Source organism: Bacillus sp. FMQ74 (genome assembly GCF_001875785.1).
GTDB classification, from domain to species: domain Bacteria; phylum Bacillota; class Bacilli; order Bacillales; family Bacillaceae; genus Bacillus; species Bacillus stercoris.
On record NZ_MOEO01000009.1, the window covers coordinates 76,373 to 93,614 of the forward strand.

The 17,242-nt window shown below is 43.9% G+C and carries 17 protein-coding genes; 6 read left to right on the forward strand and 11 right to left on the reverse strand.

The window, feature by feature from the left end; all coding sequences use genetic code 11:
* Nucleotides 1-17 precede the first annotated feature (17 nt).
* The 4 genes from BLL41_RS16755 to rapJ form a co-directional block, all read right to left on the reverse strand.
* Nucleotides 18-977, reverse strand: a complete 960-nt coding sequence (locus BLL41_RS16755; RefSeq protein ID WP_069839790.1) for a metal ABC transporter substrate-binding protein — start codon at nucleotides 975-977, stop codon at nucleotides 18-20.
* Between the two features lie 185 nt (nucleotides 978-1,162).
* On the reverse strand, nucleotides 1,163-2,851 hold the full coding sequence (locus tag BLL41_RS16760; protein WP_071578717.1) for a glycoside hydrolase family 13 protein: 1,689 nt from the start codon (nucleotides 2,849-2,851) through the stop codon (nucleotides 1,163-1,165).
* Nucleotides 2,852-2,877: 26 nt separating this feature from the next.
* The gene (locus BLL41_RS16765; protein WP_071578718.1) at nucleotides 2,878-3,654 is read right to left on the reverse strand and encodes an SDR family oxidoreductase; all 777 of its coding nucleotides are present in this window, start codon (nucleotides 3,652-3,654) and stop codon (nucleotides 2,878-2,880) included.
* A 106-nt stretch (nucleotides 3,655-3,760) separates the two neighbouring features.
* Complete coding sequence (gene rapJ / locus BLL41_RS16770) at nucleotides 3,761-4,882, reverse strand: response regulator aspartate phosphatase RapJ (protein WP_071578719.1); 1,122 nt, start codon at nucleotides 4,880-4,882, stop codon at nucleotides 3,761-3,763.
* A gap of 122 nt (nucleotides 4,883-5,004) precedes the next feature.
* Here rapJ and cwlK point away from each other — a divergent pair, with 122 nt between their 5' ends.
* Nucleotides 5,005-5,508, forward strand: a complete 504-nt coding sequence (gene cwlK / locus BLL41_RS16775; RefSeq protein WP_071578720.1) for a peptidoglycan L-alanyl-D-glutamate endopeptidase CwlK — start codon at nucleotides 5,005-5,007, stop codon at nucleotides 5,506-5,508.
* A 7-nt stretch (nucleotides 5,509-5,515) separates the two neighbouring features.
* Here cwlK and BLL41_RS16780 read toward each other — a convergent pair whose 3' ends face one another.
* Both BLL41_RS16780 and BLL41_RS16785 read right to left on the reverse strand, forming a co-directional pair.
* Nucleotides 5,516-6,877: a YcdB/YcdC domain-containing protein gene (locus BLL41_RS16780; RefSeq protein ID WP_071578721.1), complete on the reverse strand. Its 1,362-nt coding sequence runs from the start codon at nucleotides 6,875-6,877 to the stop codon at nucleotides 5,516-5,518.
* Nucleotides 6,878-7,062: 185 nt separating this feature from the next.
* Nucleotides 7,063-8,475: a YcdB/YcdC domain-containing protein gene (locus BLL41_RS16785; protein ID WP_071578722.1), complete on the reverse strand. Its 1,413-nt coding sequence runs from the start codon at nucleotides 8,473-8,475 to the stop codon at nucleotides 7,063-7,065.
* A 173-nt stretch (nucleotides 8,476-8,648) separates the two neighbouring features.
* Between BLL41_RS16785 and BLL41_RS22670 the strand changes: the two genes are divergently transcribed.
* The gene (locus tag BLL41_RS22670) at nucleotides 8,649-8,780 is read left to right on the forward strand and encodes a hypothetical protein (RefSeq protein WP_141770211.1); all 132 of its coding nucleotides are present in this window, start codon (nucleotides 8,649-8,651) and stop codon (nucleotides 8,778-8,780) included.
* Between the two features lie 22 nt (nucleotides 8,781-8,802).
* Nucleotides 8,803-9,867 carry a DUF4352 domain-containing protein gene (locus BLL41_RS16790; RefSeq protein WP_069839784.1) on the forward strand — a complete coding sequence of 355 codons (1,065 nt, stop codon included), beginning with the start codon at nucleotides 8,803-8,805 and terminating at the stop codon, nucleotides 9,865-9,867.
* A gap of 39 nt (nucleotides 9,868-9,906) precedes the next feature.
* On the opposite strand, the gene BLL41_RS16795 is transcribed toward BLL41_RS16790, so the two are convergent.
* From BLL41_RS16795 to natA, 3 genes are all read right to left on the reverse strand, one after another.
* On the reverse strand, nucleotides 9,907-10,839 hold the full coding sequence (locus BLL41_RS16795; protein ID WP_071578723.1) for an aldo/keto reductase: 933 nt from the start codon (nucleotides 10,837-10,839) through the stop codon (nucleotides 9,907-9,909).
* Nucleotides 10,840-10,975: 136 nt separating this feature from the next.
* The gene (gene natB, locus BLL41_RS16800; protein WP_071578724.1) at nucleotides 10,976-12,136 is read right to left on the reverse strand and encodes a sodium ABC transporter permease NatB; all 1,161 of its coding nucleotides are present in this window, start codon (nucleotides 12,134-12,136) and stop codon (nucleotides 10,976-10,978) included.
* Nucleotides 12,137-12,877, reverse strand: coding sequence for a sodium ABC transporter ATP-binding protein NatA (gene natA, locus BLL41_RS16805; RefSeq protein ID WP_014662662.1), 741 nt, complete (start codon nucleotides 12,875-12,877; stop codon nucleotides 12,137-12,139).
* Between the two features lie 143 nt (nucleotides 12,878-13,020).
* Between natA and natR the strand changes: the two genes are divergently transcribed.
* Nucleotides 13,021-13,722, forward strand: a complete 702-nt coding sequence (gene natR / locus BLL41_RS16810; protein ID WP_071578725.1) for a two-component system response regulator NatR — start codon at nucleotides 13,021-13,023, stop codon at nucleotides 13,720-13,722.
* Between the two features lie 12 nt (nucleotides 13,723-13,734).
* Nucleotides 13,735-14,691 (forward strand): two-component system sensor histidine kinase NatK, encoded by a 957-nt coding sequence (gene natK / locus BLL41_RS16815; protein WP_071578726.1) that lies wholly within the window; start codon nucleotides 13,735-13,737, stop codon nucleotides 14,689-14,691.
* Nucleotides 14,692-14,730: 39 nt separating this feature from the next.
* On the opposite strand, the gene BLL41_RS16820 is transcribed toward natK, so the two are convergent.
* Complete coding sequence (locus BLL41_RS16820) at nucleotides 14,731-15,807, reverse strand: helix-turn-helix domain-containing protein (RefSeq protein WP_071578727.1); 1,077 nt, start codon at nucleotides 15,805-15,807, stop codon at nucleotides 14,731-14,733.
* A 234-nt stretch (nucleotides 15,808-16,041) separates the two neighbouring features.
* Here BLL41_RS16820 and BLL41_RS16825 point away from each other — a divergent pair, with 234 nt between their 5' ends.
* The gene (locus tag BLL41_RS16825) at nucleotides 16,042-16,425 is read left to right on the forward strand and encodes an RDD family protein (RefSeq protein WP_071578728.1); all 384 of its coding nucleotides are present in this window, start codon (nucleotides 16,042-16,044) and stop codon (nucleotides 16,423-16,425) included.
* A gap of 37 nt (nucleotides 16,426-16,462) precedes the next feature.
* Here the strand turns inward: BLL41_RS16825 and estA are convergent, their stop codons facing one another.
* Complete coding sequence (estA, locus tag BLL41_RS16830) at nucleotides 16,463-17,101, reverse strand: lipase EstA (RefSeq protein ID WP_071578729.1); 639 nt, start codon at nucleotides 17,099-17,101, stop codon at nucleotides 16,463-16,465.
* Between the last annotated feature and the right edge of the window lie 141 nt (nucleotides 17,102-17,242).

Consider the following 17,242-nt stretch of genomic DNA (forward strand, 5'->3'; position numbering starts at 1 on the left):
CTCCGGCGCACACTATCTTATGATTTAACCAATAGTGAATCTTTCAGGGCATCGAGGTTTTGTTTCATAATGTCGATATACCCTAAACCTTTATCCTGTTCTTCTTTGCTTAAGCCTTCCAGTGTATTCAGCACTTCTGTCTTCGCGCCGATTTCACTGGCGAGCGTATCTGCGACCTTCGAGGATGCAATTTCTTCAAAGTAAATGACTTTTACATTATGTTCTTTGGCATAGGTTTTCAGCTTTGCCAAGCTGGCTGCGCTCGGTTCTTGATCAGGAGAAAGCCCTGCAATCGGAACCTGCGTCAGGCCATATTCTTTTGCCAGATAGCCAAAAGCAGTATGCTGCGTGATAAATTCTTTTTTCTCCGCCTTTTTTGCGGTTGTACGATATAGTTTATCAAGATCCTGCAGTTTTGCAATATATTCTTTACTATTTTTCTCATAGTATTCTTTGTTATCCGGGTCTTGCTTTACGATTTGCGCCGTAATATTTTTAACTTCCTTTTGCGCCAGAACAGGGCTTAGCCATACGTGAGGGTCCATTGCATGACTGTGCTCATGCTCCCCATGATCGTGGTCTTCGTGTTCATCTTCAGAGCCTTCCATTAAATCAATGCCTTTGCTTGCGTTAACGAAAACGGCGTGGCCTTGGCCCATGCTTTTTTCCGCTGACGGAACCCATGTCTCCATGTATTCACTATTATAAACGAACAGATCAGCATCCTGGATGTTGGCAATGTCTTTCGGTGTCGGTTCCCAATCATGCGGTTCAACGGAAGATGGGATTAACAGATCCACATCGCCTTTGTCTTTTACAATTTGTTTGGTGAATTCATACATCGGGTAAAACGTTGTGACAACGTGCAGTTTATCACCCTTTGAATCCGCCGACCCTTTTGTTGAAGAGTTGCCGCATGCTGCAACCAATAAAAAGCACGCTGCAATCACAAACAAACCGCTCCATTTTTTAAACATATCGTATATCCCCTCTTTTTCGGTAGCTTTAAATCAAAATGATAACGATTTTGTAATCCTATATCATAATAAACCGAAGTCATTACGTTTTGCAAGAATAAATTTCATTTTCATTTTATTCTTCCCGCCTGCAGAGCGAATATATGTACTAAAAAAACCCGGCTGAATTCCGGGCTGCTAAATCATTAGGTTGTTTTGTCCAGAAGGTACACCCTGCTTTCATAAGGCTGGAACACCATTTCGTCAGCAAGGTCGCCGTTGTTGTTATAATTGCTGAGAAGCAGAGATGCCTGAGCTTTGCAGCAGTTCTTAGGCCATGGGAAAACAGCCTGCTCTTTTGAAAAATTATTGACTGACAAAAGCTGCTGTTTACCGTTTTCTCTCATATATACAAACAACTGCGGATCATCCGGATGCAAAAGATTATAGCTTCCTTTTATAAGATCAGCGTACCGCTTTCTCAGTCTGATCAGCTTTTTGTAATAGAGTAAGACCGAATCAGGGTCCCTCTGCGCTTCCTCCACATTGATGGAGGTGAAGTTCGGATTGACCTTCAACCATGGCGTGCCGTCAGTAAATCCGGCATTTTTGCCGCTGTTCCACTGCATCGGGGTCCGGGCGTGATCCCGGCTTTTGGCTAAAATCGATCTCATCACATCATTTGGATCATAGCCTTTTTCAAACACCCGTTTATGATACATATTAATCGTTTGGATATCTTTGTAGTCTTCAATCCGGGTGAACGGCGCGTTTGTCATCCCGATTTCTTCTCCCTGATAAATATACGGCGTGCCCTTCATAAAATAAAGTACGGTAGCCAGCATTTTCGCAGATGCTTTGCGGTATTCCCCATCGTCCCCGAACCTGGATACAATCCGGGGCTGGTCGTGATTGCTCCAAAACAATGTATTCCAGCCTTGATGTTCAAGCTTTTTTTGCCATTTTGTCAAAACCGATTTTAAATCAGAAAGCTCAGGGGGCTTCAAATCCCAATGTTCTTTTCCAGGCTGCTGATCAAGCTCCATATGCTGAAAGTGAAAAATCATATTCAGCTCATGCTTATCTGTTCCCGTATATTTTAGGCCTTCTTCCGGTGTGACATTGCCGACCTCTCCGACAGACATGACATCATACTGAGAAAACACCTCATCTGTCATTTCTTTTAAATAGTGATGGATTCGATCGCCATTTGGCTGAAAGGGCTTCGGCTCTGCCTGCTGATTGATATAGTCCTCATACGAAGGAAGATATTCTTTCTTAGAAATGAGATGGAGCTGATCAATGCGCAAGCCGTCGACCCCTTTATCGAGCCAAAACTTCATCATGTCATACACCGCTTGGCGAACTTCGGGGTTTTCCCAGTTTAAATCAGCTTGTTTGACGGCATTCATATGGAGATAATATTCTCCGGTATGCTCCTCGTATTGCCAGACCGGGCAGCCATAGTTTGAGAGCCAGTCTGTCGGCGGGCCGTTCTTTGTGCCGGGACGCCAATAATAATAGCTGCGGTATTTGCTGTCTTTGTCCAGCTCCGCTTCTTTAAACCACGGATGCTCGACCGAGGTGTGATTTAACACAAAGTCCATCACCAGCTTTAATCCCCGCTGATGCACCTGCTCCAGCAGCTCGTGAAAATCGTCCATTGTTCCGTATGAATCCATGATTGCCCTATGGTCTGTCACATCATAGCCGTAATCAACATTCGGAGAAGGATAGATTGGGCAAACCCAAATGACATCTGCCCCGAGCTCCTTTATGTAGTCAAGACGGGAAATGATCCCCCGCAAGTCCCCAATTCCATCTCCATTGCTGTCCTGAAAGCTTCTCGGATAAATTTGGTACACCACCGCATCCTTCCACCAGTCTGTTTTCATCCCGTAATCCCCCTGTATTTGATGATCTATTCAAGCTGAGACGGATAAAGTGTCATTCCGCCGTCGACGAAAAGTGTAGTCCCGGTCACATAGCTTGCTTCCTCAGATACGAGCCAAGCTGCTGCTGCCGCCACCTCTTCCGGTTTTCCGAAGGCTTTCATCGGGATTTTTTTCAATTGTTTTTGCCTGCTCTCTTCCTTTTTTGTATCAACATTTGATTCTGTGGCAATGGTGCCGGGCGCTATCGCATTGACGCGGATTCCCTTATCCGCATAATTGAGCGCCAGCGTTTCCGTCATCATCTTGATGCCGCCTTTGGATGTGGAATACTGAACGTTGACTGGGCGCGGAATCTGCTGGTGAACACTCGAGATATTCAGCACATTGCCTTTGATATTGTTTTTCATCATGTGGTTAAGTGCCGCTTTCGCTCCCATAAAGGTTCCAGTGACATTGACATCAATCACTCTCTGCCAATCTTCAAGACTCATCTCGTGCGGCATGGCTTCCGTGCCGTTAAAGCCGGAGTTGTTCACCATGACATCGAGCGTGCCAAAGTGCTCTAAAGCGGTGTCTAAGAGCGCCTGAATCCCTGCTTCTTTGGACACATCCGCCTCAACCGCGACTGCTTTCCCTCCGTTTTGCTTAATGATGTCCACAGTTTCATCGGCTCCAGATGGATCGCTGTGGTAATTCACGACAACATTCATTTTCTCCTGTCCAAATCGCTCAGCAATGGCTTTCCCGATTCCTTTTGAAGAACCTGTCACAATCGCTGTTTTTCCAGTTAAATCTTTATACATACATGATATCCTCCTCTGATTTCCCATTATGCAGTGGAAAATACCCTGTTTTCTCGAGTTGAAAACAGCAAAAAAAAGCAGAGAACCTGTAGTTCTCTGCTTTTTTCTATTGGAAGCGCTGCTCGGCAAGCTTCTTTTTAATATTCATCAGCCTGCGGTAAAAGAAAGCCGCGGACTCGTAACGTTCCTGCTGATTAAAGCGTTCCGCTGTATCATGCAGCAGATCTTCGGCATCGGCAAGAAGCTGCCGGGATTCCAGCAGGTCAAAGCATGCTGTAAGCACGGTCCGGTCGCCGCTTCCAAGATACAGCTCATGAATGAGGCGGAATTTCGTCAAGTACATGTCATCTTTCCATTCAGCCGCGCTCTTTATCCCGCGGTCATATGTCTCTGCTGCTTTGTCGTATTTTCCTTCTTTACAGTAGATATGAGTCAGTGAAAAAACAGCTTGAACAGCCTGCTGAAAGTTATGCTCCTCAAAAATAGCGGCGGCTGTTTTGAAATAGCCCTCCGCTTCTTTGTAATCGCCCAGACTGTATTTACAGTGGCCGACATTATAATAGGCAGCGGCGATCATATACGCTTCTTCCAGCTGCCTGGCATGATCTAAAGCGCTGCACAAGTGGGTCAGTGCTTTTTCATGATGATACACATCGGTCAAATTTCCGGCGATGATAAATTCACACTGCACGCGGCGGCGACCGTACAGTTCATATTTCGTATAGATATCAAGCGCCTGGCTCGCATAGTTCATGGAAAAATACGTTTGCTTGATATGATAATACACTTCTGCAACCTTAAAAAGAAACTCAGCTTTTTCGATCTCATCCTCGACATACTCGAGCTTTTCCTCGGCATGTTTATAATGGTCAATCGCTAATATGAAATTTTTCTGCTTGAATTCGTACATTCCTCTAAAATAATAAAAGTAGTATTCCAATAAGCCCGTGAGTTTTTGCTGATTGCTTTCAATTTCGTTCAGCATATCAGAGAACGGAGGCTTGGTGTCGCTGTCTTTCACCGGCATCAGCTTATCAAGCATGATTCGATGCCGGAATTCCATCAAAGAAAAATATAAAAGCAAGTCTTGGTTCTCTTCCATATCTTCTAAATCGTATTCAATCTCCTGCTTTAACGCTTCTGCTTGATCTGCTTCAAATGCGCGAATGAGCTTGTACCATTCATTTAGCTTTACTGCTACTTCTTCAGATGGAATCTTTGCTCTCATCGGTCTGCCTCCTTCCTCCTGCTACTATTTATGTTATATTTTATCATAGCTGTCCGCTTTTAGAGAGAGTCAATCACTTAAAAGCGTTAACACTCAGCACATCTTGAGAAAGTGAGAACGATATGAAGTTAGCCGCAAAAACATCTGTTATCTTATGTATTCTATTTTTTCTAAATCTTTGTTTTAGTTATATTCGGCATGAATGGCATTCTCAAAACGCCTTGCAGCACATGCCTGTCCCTTCGGATCTTCATCCGATTGTGAAGCAAAATGCCGATGCACTCAAAGCCGCAGCAGCGAATAAAGGCATTACCGTCGTCATTACTGAAGGATTCAGATCCTTTAAGGAACAAGACGAATTATATAAACAGGGACGTACAAAAAAAGGGAATATTGTCACCTATGCAAGAGGAGGGGAGTCGTATCACAACTATGGTTTAGCTATTGATTTCGCCCTTCAAAAAAAGGATGGCAGGATCATATGGGATATGGAATATGACGGCAATCAAAATGGAAAATCAGATTGGCTGGAGGTTGTCGAGATCGCTAAGACACTCGGTTTTGAATGGGGCGGGGATTGGAAACGATTCAAGGACTACCCCCACTTGGAGATGATTCCTAACTAGACACCCCTCACAGCCTTTTCTTTTTCCTTATGTGCGCATCAATATAGGGAGGGTAAACCGGCTTATAGACAAGTTTGCAGTGCTGTTCACTTCCTGCTGTAAAATCAGGCTGCCATTCCAGCTTCACATCAAAAGCGGCTAAAAACGCTTCTCTCGCTTCTTCAGCGGAAATATCCGGCCTGTGATTTATTGCTTCCAATTGTTCAGGTTCAATATCAGGCGCCATAAAAGCATCAATCAATCCCGTTTCCGGATTGACAATGATACGGGCAGCGCCGAACCGCAGCGGAACTCCTTTATACCAGACAGAAAAATGATTGCGGATTCTCCCTCTTTCATCAATTCGGACGGGATTCAATTTGAAAAACTCGGCTGCTCTCGGATAGAGAGCATACAAAAATTGGAGCGCTATTGTCTGGCATTCTTCTATTGAGCATTGGCGGTTGTTGCGCCGCTCGATAAAAGAAAGCGCTGCTTTTAATTTTCCGGTTCTTTTATCCGTCTTCATTTTGATGGTGTTTTTATTTCTCGTTTCAAAATAGCTTCCTATGCTCAGATCCTTACGCTCCGGCGCAGTGCCCCTGCGCCACGTGCTTCCTATTTGTTCCCCAAAGTCTTTTTCACTGACTTTCTGCATATCAGGGGTAAGACCCAGCAAGGCAAATATATCGACTTCTTCGTTGTTCCGAAGCGGCGGCAATGGCGCCGCGTTTTCTATTCTTTCATCTCCGATATGCTGGTCAGGCACAATTTCGTCTATACCCGCGGGATAGCTGTATCCCGGCAGAATCGGTTCATATACAAGCCTGGGTGCCTGATCGCCATCAATGACATCGTACATCAGCTGAAAAGACATTGTATTTAAGTAATGGGACACAACCTTCTCTTTTGCTACAAATTCTTTTGGAACTTCGGCTTTATGCCCTTCTCCGTAATATAAAAAATGGATGATCTGTCCGCTGCGTGTCACATCAATTAAAAAGCCTGAATTGGGAAGCGGAAGCCCTAATTCCATTTTGGTATACATAAAACGAATGTGCTGCCTCCGTTCTTCCTTGCTTTGAAAATGAAAATTCATAAATGTGCCGGGATGGTTAGCAGCGGCGAACTGAAGAGCCGTCAGCTTCAGCTCGGCGTCTGGAAGTTGTTTGTCTGTCTCGGAGCGGATGGATGTTGAAAAGGTGAGCAAAGCACCATCATTTCCGAGTTCCACTGTAATGTACTTTTCCGGATCTTCAGGGTTCCTCCAGATGAAGTATGCCCGCCCCTTCTTCTTTTGTTTTTGATCATAATCTTCTATCTCAAGCTCAAAATGCGGCGGTACATTCCCGATCTCTTGCGCCTTCTTTTTCAGCTGTTTATTTACCAATGAAGTCATCCTTTCAAAGAGTCTACGACAAAGAGAATCCAGTTTATTATATAAAAGGACCTTTCTTCTTTTAAAGTGAAGAAAGGTCCTTTTCTATTATTATCATTGTTTTTTGATATTCCTCCTGTTACTTTCATCACATATCCCTTTATAAATCTGAGGCAATTGTGTGACTTTTGGCTGTTTTACCATGAACTAAAGACAGGCTCTCCTGTATGGGCTTCGATAAAACGCGGATACACCTGCTTATAAACGAGCCGGTAGCTGTGTCCTTCATCATCCCCGTACTCTCTTTCCCAGCCAAGCTCAACTTTAAAATGCTGCCAAAAGATAGACTTGGCTTTTTCAGCTGAAATGGCCGGAACGGGATCAATGGCTGCCAGCTCATTTGGGTCAATATCCGGACCCATATAAACGGTGATATCCCCTGTCTGGCGGCTGACGCAAATTCTGACCTGCCCAAATCGGAGCGGAACTCCGTGACAATGCGCTTCAAACGTAAAACCAACGACTTCGTTTTCTTCTTCATCCTTTTCGTCGTATCTGATCCTAAAATATTGATCGGCAGTTGGAAATAAAGCAAACAGAAAGCGCAGCGCGATTTTTTCGCACTCTGCCTCACTTACTGTCAACGGCCCTTTTTTCTCCATAAATGACATGACGCCTTCGAGTTTTCCGGTTTCTTTGTTGTAGATAGTTTTCAGCACTTGATGAGTCCGTCCCTTAAACCAGCTGTCCATACTTTTATCCGCCGGCTGATACATAGGATCATTCGGATTCCGCCAAACGATCCCGATTCTCCCATCTTCCAAAACCACTTCCCGTTCTTTGACAAATCCTTTTTCGATTCCAATCATGCTGTCAGGATCAGCCTTTTCGTGAATCTCCTCAAATAAAGGGAGAGGAAAGCTCTCCGGCTCCCTGTAATCATCGTCGTCATCAATTGCTTCTTCAACCAAATCCGCAGGTACGGTAATGGCCCTACATTCAGGCTCATACACCAAATGCGGCTGATCATCTCCGTTTTCGTAAACAGAACGTTGGAGAACCTCAAACAAAAGATCGAACTCCACGTCCTTCTTGATAAAGGCAAGTGCCTCTTCAACATCCGCGACCCGCTTTGGCTTGATGATGCTGCCCGCTTTGCCATAATAGCGGAAGTGAACGATCTCACCTGAAAAGGAAACTTCAGCCATAAATCCGCTCATGGGGAGAGGAAGCCCAGCCTCCATTTGAACATATGAAAATCTCACTTTATCGCCGTATGTACGGTCATTTTCTTCACGAACAAAGGCAGAGAGTGCTCCCGGATGATGGGTCTCGACAAATTGGCGCATGATATCCTCTAGTTTCTCTTCAGACAGCCTTTCTCCGCTTTCAGGCTCCATATCACGGGAAAGGGATTCCAGCTCCCCGTCCGGACCAAGTTCCACGATGATGCCCATATTCTCATCCTGAGGATCTGCCCAACAAAAATAGGCTCTTTTGTCATCACCGCCATAATCTTCAATTTCCAGTTTTAAGTGTGTCGGCACCCTGCCAATTTCCAGTGCTTTTTGTTTTAATTCCATTTTCTTCACAAAGACAGCCCCTTTCATCCTTCTAATGTCCCCTCCAACAGGTTAAAAAGTAATAGTCTAAAATACACAGTTTTCTGAGTTTACCAGTTTTACCAGAACATTTTTCACCAAAAATAGGATGATGAACCTATTCAATATAAAAGCTAATAATCTTAAAATTAATTCCGTTGTAACTTTTTATAGGTCCATTCATGACAAAGGAGGGCGGAGTTTCCAGAAAATCCGGTGAAAACCGTGAGAAAAGAACTGATTTTTTTGGTTATATGATGCTAATCCATTCAAAAAGATCCATTTCTCAAAGACAAAAGACTCCCTTTCCCTAAACCATTTGAGGAGGAAAAATGAATGTTTCAGAAAAAAACGTACGCTGTTTTCCTAATTCTTCTGCTGATGATGTTTACAGCTGCTTGTTCCGGCAGCAAAACAAGCGCGGAGAAAAAAGAATCAGAAACAGAAAAAAGCTCAGATATAGCTCAAGTCAAAATCAAGGATGTCTCTTACACGCTTCCGTCTAAATATGATAAGTCCACTTCAGATGACCAGCTTGTGTTAAAAGTGAATGTCGCTGTGAAAAACACAGGAAAAGACCCGCTGAATGTAGACAGCATGGATTTCACTTTGTATCAAGGTGATACGAAAATGTCTGACACAGATCCTGAAGACTATAGTGAAAAGCTTCAAGGCAGCACGATTAACGCTGACAAATCCGTTGAAGGAAATCTGTTCTTCGTTGTAGATAAAGGCAAACAATACGAGCTTAATTATACGCCGGAGTCTTACGGTGATAAAAAGCCAAAATCAGTTACTTTTAAAATTGACGGAAAAGACAAAAAAATCCTGGCGACGGCAGATAAGCTCCAAGATTCTGCAAAAGCGTTATCGGCTTATATTGATGTCCTTCTTTTCGGCAAAGATAACGCTGATTTTGAAAAAATCACCGGTGCTAACAAAAATGAAATTGTAAATGATTTTAATGAATCAGCCAAAGACGGTTATCTCTCAGCTTCCGGCCTTTCCAGCACATATGCGGACAGCAAAGCGCTTGATAATATCGTAAACGGCATTAAAGAGGGATTAAGCAAAAACTCTTCCATTCAGGCAAAAACGACTTCAATCTCTAAGGACGAAGCCATTGTTGAAGCCACAGTGAAACCTGTAGATGCATCTTCTCTTTCAGACCGTATCGAAGACAAAGTGAAAGACTACTATAGTAAAAACTCTAATGCCAGCTATGAAGAAGCTGTGAAATACGCGCTTCAAGTCTATCCTGAGGAATTCAAAAAGCTTGGACCGGCTTCATCTGAAAAAACGGTTGAAGTGAAAATGAAGAAAAATGACATCGATCAATGGCAGCTTGATATGGACGATTACAGAGCAGCAGAATTAGTCGAAGCATTCATCAAAGAATAAAACACCAAAAGGAAATAGCCTTGACGGCTATTTCCTTTTTTATTTGAAAATGTCGCTGATGAAATTCACTTCATCTTCGGTCAGATCAATGTTTAAGGTTTTCAGGTTATCCTGTAATTGCCCAGGTCGTTTAGCTCCCGGAATAATGGCATCAATCGCCGGTCTCGTTAACAGCCACGCCAAGGCGACATGTGCTGTCTCGGCTTGTTTTTCCTCCGCTACTGCTTTCAGTTTATCTACTTTTTTGAGATTGTGGATAAACGTTTCACCCTGAAATTGCGGTTTATCCTTTCTGAAGTCATCAAAGACTGTGTCTTGCGAGAATTTTCCTGTCAGCAGTCCAGACGCAAGCGGAAAGTAAGGAATAAAGGAAATGCCGTGTTTTTCACAGTATGGAAGAAGCTCCTTCTCGGCATCACGCTGAATGAGAGAGTATTCGGCTTGGAAGACCTCCAAATAGCCGTCAGCATTAAATTCCTGCAATTGCTGATAATCAAGGTTCGATGCGCCGATCGCTTTGATTTTCCCCTCTTCCTTCAGCTCTTTCAAAGTGCCCGCCACTTCAGTGAGAGGCGTTTTTCCATCCGGAAAATGAACATAATACAAATCAATGTAATCAGTTTTCAGCCGCTTCAGGCTCTTTTCCACCTCGCTTCGAAGAAACTCCCGGCTGTTGTCTAATTCAATGCTGCCGTTCACTTCTTTATGAGCCCCTTTGGTGGCAATAATGAGCTCACTCCGCACGCCGCGCTCCTGCACAACTTCGCCGATTAATTCCTCAGAACGCCCTAGTCCGTATATAAAGGCAGTGTCGATAAAGTTCACGCCTCCATCCAATGCCGTGCGCACCAAATCTTTCCCTGTTTCATCATTCAGATTCGGAAATAGATTATGCCCGCCGACCGCATTCGCGCCGAGTCCGATCCGCTTCACCTTCAGCTTCGTTTTGCCAAGTGTACGTGTGTGATCCATTGTTCCTTCTCCTTCGAAACCATTTTTGTTGAAAAATAGTGCAGGTTCACTTTTTGTATTAGATATCCTTTTTCTATTTCCCTTCATTTTTCAGGATATACAAAAAGGAGAAAGTGTATTTCTCCTTTTGCAAAGTTTATTTAGGAAGAACCCATTTGTCTTTCAGGAAGCAGGCTCTGGCCAGTAAAAAGAAAATGGCGATGAGCACGGCGATGGTTCCTGCCGTGGACAAAATGGCAGCCGGGTCAACCATCCCGAATAAAAGCTGTTTGAATAACGCATGCAGGTTTAGAAACGGGATAAGAAAGTACGATAAGTCAAATTGATTCGGTGCCTTGCTGAAGATGAAAAACATCGGAAACATAGGCAGAAAGACGACAAGAGACATATAGCTTTGCGCTTCCTTTACCGAGCTGGAAATGATGCTGATGAAAAGCTCCATCGCAGAGATCAGCAATGCAGAAAGCACGATGATTAAAGCTGAAGCGCCGATTACACTCCACATATGATCTCCCAGCTGGAAGGCCGTTTTTAAATTCTCAGTAAATAACACGGTGGACAAAATTAAAAACATCAAAGCCAATACACCTGAAGCAACGCCAAAAGTAGAAACCGCAAGCCACTTGCCGACCAGCATTTTGTTTCTGCTGACTGGCGTTAACAACAGCGCCTCAATTGATTTCCGGTCCTTTTCCCCGGCCATGATATCAAGAGCAATCGGCATTGCGCCGGAAACAATGGAAGTCAGAATCAGCATGGGCAGAATGGCGGAAAGCATAATAGCGGAAACCCCTTTCTCCTCATCCGCTTCCTTTTGCTGAATCGTAAATGGCTGGATGACCGAGTAATCAATGCGCTTATTTGTTAAACGTTCCTGCACAATTTCATTTTTGTACTGATCTAAGGCAGACTGCACAAGCTGCATGGCATTTGACGACCCTTGATCGACTGAATTGCCGTACACATCAATCTTAAAAGGCGTCATGCTGTTAACATATGAATCGAACTCTTTCGGGACGTTCAGATAGGCATCTGCTTTCCCTTCATCAACCGCTTCTTTAGGCTTAGCAAACGTTTTTACGCTGATCTCGTCAATCGCATTAAGCTTACTTTCCAGTGCGGGCGGCAGAGAATGTCCGACAGCCAATGTGTATTGCTCCTCTTTGTCGGACAGCATGCTTTCATAAAAGAATACAAGTCCAAGCATCATAATCATCGGCACTAAGATTGTGAGTAATATGGTTTTTCTGTCACGCAAAGCATCGATCATTTCTTTTTTATAAATATGGCTCAGCATTTAAGAAATCCCCCTGACAAGCTTAGACATAAAGATGTAATTCAAATCCTCACTGCGCTCGCTCTCGTATAATGATTCAAGCGCTCCCCGGTAAATCACCTCTCCGCTGTGAATCATGATGACACTGTCACAGAGCGCCTGCACTTCCTCCATGATGTGGCTGGAAAAAAGAATGGTTTTCTGTTCTCTTTTCAGCTGCTGGATGAATTCGCGAAAGATATTGCTGGATGTAATATCAAGCCCTGTAGTTGGTTCATCAAATAAAATGATGTCCGGATCATGTATCAGCGCTCTGGCAATGGCGACTTTCTGCCTCATCCCTTTCGAAAACCCGCCCACTCTGCGGTTCATATAATCGCGCATGCCAAACCGTTTCGATAAATCTTCAATTCTTGCTTTGATCTCGTGGCGGTTCAGCCCATACAGCCTGCCGAAGTATTGGAGATTTTCTTTAGCGGTCATCCTGTCGTAAAGCCCGGTTTCTCCTCCGAATAAGACACCGATTCTTTTTTTGACCTCAGCCGGCTGCTTGACCGTGTCAAAGCCGTCTACCGTGATTGCCCCTTGTGACGGTTCAAGCAAGGCAGCAATCATTCTCAGCATCGTCGTTTTGCCCGCACCATTTTCTCCGAGAATGCCGACGACTTCTCCTTTTTGAATTGTTAAGCTTACATCTCGCACCGCTTTGACTACTTTTTTCTTATCCTGAAACCTGCGGCTGCAATCGGTCAGTGTAATCATGTCATAATCTCCCTTTTCTTTATTTCTAATAATGACTATATATGAAATGCTGGATTTGTTGGATAAAGTTGTCGCGAAGAGTTCTTTTTATGTCGCGAAATGGGATAGAATAAAGATGATTCTATGTAACTAGGAGAATGATAATGGTAAAAGTCGGACTTGTCGATGATTATCGAGTAGATTTAGAGAAGCTGGAAGCGATCGTCTCCAGAATGCAAAATGTCGAAATTGTCTTTTCCACCGATTCAGCGGAGGAAGCCTACAGCCGGGTAAAGAATGGAGACATTGATCTGCTGCTTGCTGATATCGAGATGCCTCATATGTCTGGCTACGAGCTTGCTGATTTGATCAGATCCCATTCACTTGATGTGGATGTGATTTTTGTTACCGGTCACAGCGGTTATGCGGTTCACGCCTTTGACCTGAACGTCCACGATTATATTATGAAGCCTTACTATGCTGACCGTCTGACCGCTTCCTTCGACCGTTACTTGAAAAAGAAAACGGAAACAAGTTTGAATGGACGTATATTGATCAAGCAAAAATCTGAAATGCACGTCCTGCAAAAGAAGGATATCATTTTCGCTGAACGGACGGGACGTTCTACAACGATTGTGACAACCACTGAAGAGGTGCAAACGTATCAAACATTAAATGATATTAAAGGCGACCTGCCCGAAAAGGATTTTCTCCGTTCGCATCGTTCCTTTATTATCAACATTCATTACATAAAGCACTTTTCCGCTTATACCAAGCATTCATTCACAGTTTCCTTTGAGGGAACATCTAAAAAAGCGATGATCACCAAGCAACAGCTTGATTATTTTCAAAACTACTATTTTTGAGGAGTTTAGTACGTGATTACCCTTTTTCAATGTCTTTATCTGTTTTTATTTAGTTTCATATGTTATCAGGGGGCTGCTGCCCTTTGGCCCAGTACGGCCGTCTCTTGGCTCGCCGCTGCTTTAGGCGCGGCGGCAGCAGGATTGTACCTATGGAAAACGAAGCGGGTATGGAAACGCTGCTCCTCAGGGCTTTGTGCGTGGATTGCCGTGATTCAAGTAATGTCGGCGGGTATGGTACTGATCGGAACAGACATCAAGCCGGCATTATGTGTAATCGTGATATTTGCAGGGTGTGAAGGGCTTCGTATCGGACAGTCTGCCCTGCAAGCAAGGCTTTCTGATCAAATTGATAAGCTGACACAAGCTGAACAGCACGCCAATCAAATGCTGATCGATGTCAGAAGCCGGAATCATGACACAATGAAACATATCACAGCAATCAAATCAGCTCAGCCCAAGGCGGATACAAAAGCATATATTCAAAACTGGGTGGACCAATACAGTCAATATGACCGTTTTTTAAAGGGAGAGAATGCGTACGTTGCAGGGGTGCTTTATGATTTTCTAGAAAAAGCCCGCGCCTCGAATGTGAGTGTTTCACTTCATATGCATACACCGCTTTCTTCACTTCCGTTCTCAGCTGCTGATCAGGTCAGCTTGGTTGGCAACATATTGGAAAATGCGCTTGACAGCGCGGCGGAGGCCCGAGAAAAAGCAGAAATTAAACTGGAGACTTCGCTGCGAAGCGGGCTTTATGTGCTGATTTGTGAAAACAGCACGCCCGGCATGGATCCAAAAGTGCTCGATAAACTGTATCAATCGTTTGGCCGCTCAACAAAAGGCGGTGCTCATGAAGGCATGGGCACATATATCATAAAAAAACTGGTGAAGAGCGCTTTTGGCAGGCTGGATTTTACCTACCGCCACCCCGTCTTCCGGTTAGAAATCAAAATTCCGTTTCAGAAATAAAAAAACCTTGAAAAGCCGGGCTTTTCAAGGTTTTTTTCATTATGAGGATAACGCTTGAGCAAAACGATCCGCTTCGTCCTGCAGCGTGCTTTCAATTTCTTTGTAACGGCTGGAAATGGTTGATGCGCTGACGCCGTATTTTTTCGCCAGTTTAGCCTGGGAAACGGACGCGCCGTTAAGAGAAATCGCGTTCACATAATATTCAACTGCCGCCGCAAAAGCTTCCGGCTTTCGGATGACAGGTGATTTTTTCTCACAGAATGTTTTCCAGATGTCAATTACAGCCGGAATCAACTCAGCCGGATACTCATCCCCGCTCATGCCTTCTTCGATAGCCGCAGCGGTTTCTTTCTCCAAGTCGTTTGCCCATTCAACAGAGCTTTCCTCCGCTTTCTCTGCTTGCGGCTCTTCATCCTTTTCAGCTAACAGTGCGAACAGAACGTTGTTGAATTCCTGCTTCATGAAGTCCTCCGGCGTTTTGCCGTTCTTCACAGCGGCATCCGCATATTTCTTCACCTTGCTGATCAGCGCTTCCGTTCTCTTCACCGGGAAGATCGTGAACTGCATGAAGAATTCTGCTTTTTCCGCTTCGTGGATTGGATATCCAAGAATCAGGCTTCCCACTGGAGGAAGGTCTTGATTGCTGGCGTCCATTTCCACTTCGAATTGTTTTGCCGTAATCACATCTTCAAAGTGAATGATGCCTTCCTTCAGGTCCTTCAGCAGCAATAAAGCAGGCGTCATGCTGTTCCATGATTCAACGATCTCACGCGTTTTCGGACGAGTGATCGAATCACCTTTTTTCTGCAGGTACTCTTCGAAGATTGTCTTCTCACCAGCAAGCGGGTGGAAGAAGATTCCCCAGATTCCTAAATTAAATACGCTGATGTCTTTCGTCTGTCTGTCCATAGCAGAAAGAAAATCATGCTGGTTGATAAAGCCTGAAATGCTTTCTCTATGTACTGTGAAGGCATACTCCACTAAGTCTTCCTGAATTTGTTTCGCTTCTTTTGCCGCTAGTTCTGCCGGGAAGTCGACAACTTTACTTCCGCAGCATTTTTTATATTTCTTGCCGCTGCCGCACGGGCAAGGGGCATTTCGTTTCACTTTTCCCACAATAAACCCTCCGAATTCTGTTGTAACTTTTCTATTTTAACAAAAATAACTTCTGAGGGCTTGGTTTCGGGCTAAAAAAGAATTTGGTAATGTGATAAGCTGGCTGATTATGCCAATTTACCTATGATATATTCACCAACTTTTGTGATTTAAGGCTTATCACCTATTCCCACTTTAGGCCCTTCTTTTTTACAATCATTAGGTATTTATTTAACATTTTAAGGAGTGTTTCTATTGGAACTAGCTGGTTTTATGCTGCGTGCCTGCGCTCTTGTACTTGACGTGATCATTGCCGCAGCAGTGATTTTGGCAGCCGGATTTACGTTTGGCGATGGGTCCGCCGGTGTCATTATTGTCGCCATATTGATGCTGATTGTGTACCCTTTGCTGATGCCGCTGACAAATTGGAAGGGCACACTGGGCAAAAAAATCATCGGATTGCAAATTGTAAGAGATGAAACACACGAGAAAATTTCTCTCCTACAGGCGATTGTCCGCTACATCATAGCGTGGGTGCACGTGTTCTCCCGCCTGATCTATTTGACTGCCGCATTTACGAAGAAAAAACAAACCGTTCATGATATGGCTGCGAAAACCATTGTGCTGAAAGCAGAATAACCTTGAAGAATAGCATTCTTCAAGGTTTTGTTTTTCATTAGTTCGTATTCTGGCCCCCGCCGTTCAGCCCTTCTTTGATCAGGCTGTTGACTTGGCTGTTCATCAATAAACCGATGTGTCCCACGCCATGAATTTGAACGTTTTTGGCACCATCTAATCTTGATAAGTAATTCATGACAATCATATCGGCACTGCTGTAAATAGATGTGTATAAAATCTTTTGATTGGGATCTGTTCCCGGAAGCGCCTTGCCTGTCGTCAAACGGTTCGCGCCGCCAAGCGTCACGACGTTTTCAACTTTATTTCCGCCGTCCAGATTTTTTATGTAGTAAAGTGTGTTCGCGCCCCCCATGCTGTGAGCGACAATATCCACTTTTTTCGCACCCGTTTCATCTAAAACCTTTTGCACAAATCGTGATAATACCGGGCCATTGTTATAATTCGTACCTGTCTTGTCCCAAAAATCAACCGCATACAGCTTGTCCCGTGACCAGCCTTGAGATACGAGATAGCTCTTAATTCCCGCAAAATTGAATGATGCCCCTCCAATACCGTGAACCATAACGACTGGGTTATGTTCAGCGGCTTTTGCTGACGGCTGCAACGCAAACAGCGATGTAACAGCCAGCATCAAAATTGTTACAACTGCAATGACCTTACTTTTTACAAATTTCATAGTATCCTCCTTTTTTGTAACAAATTCTTCAAATATATTACGTTACCAAATTAATTAAGTAAAGGGTAATTTTGGCTTATTTTAAAGAAATTTTAAGATTCAGAGGTCATTTTTGGTCCTAAAAAGCAAAAAAAGAAGGCT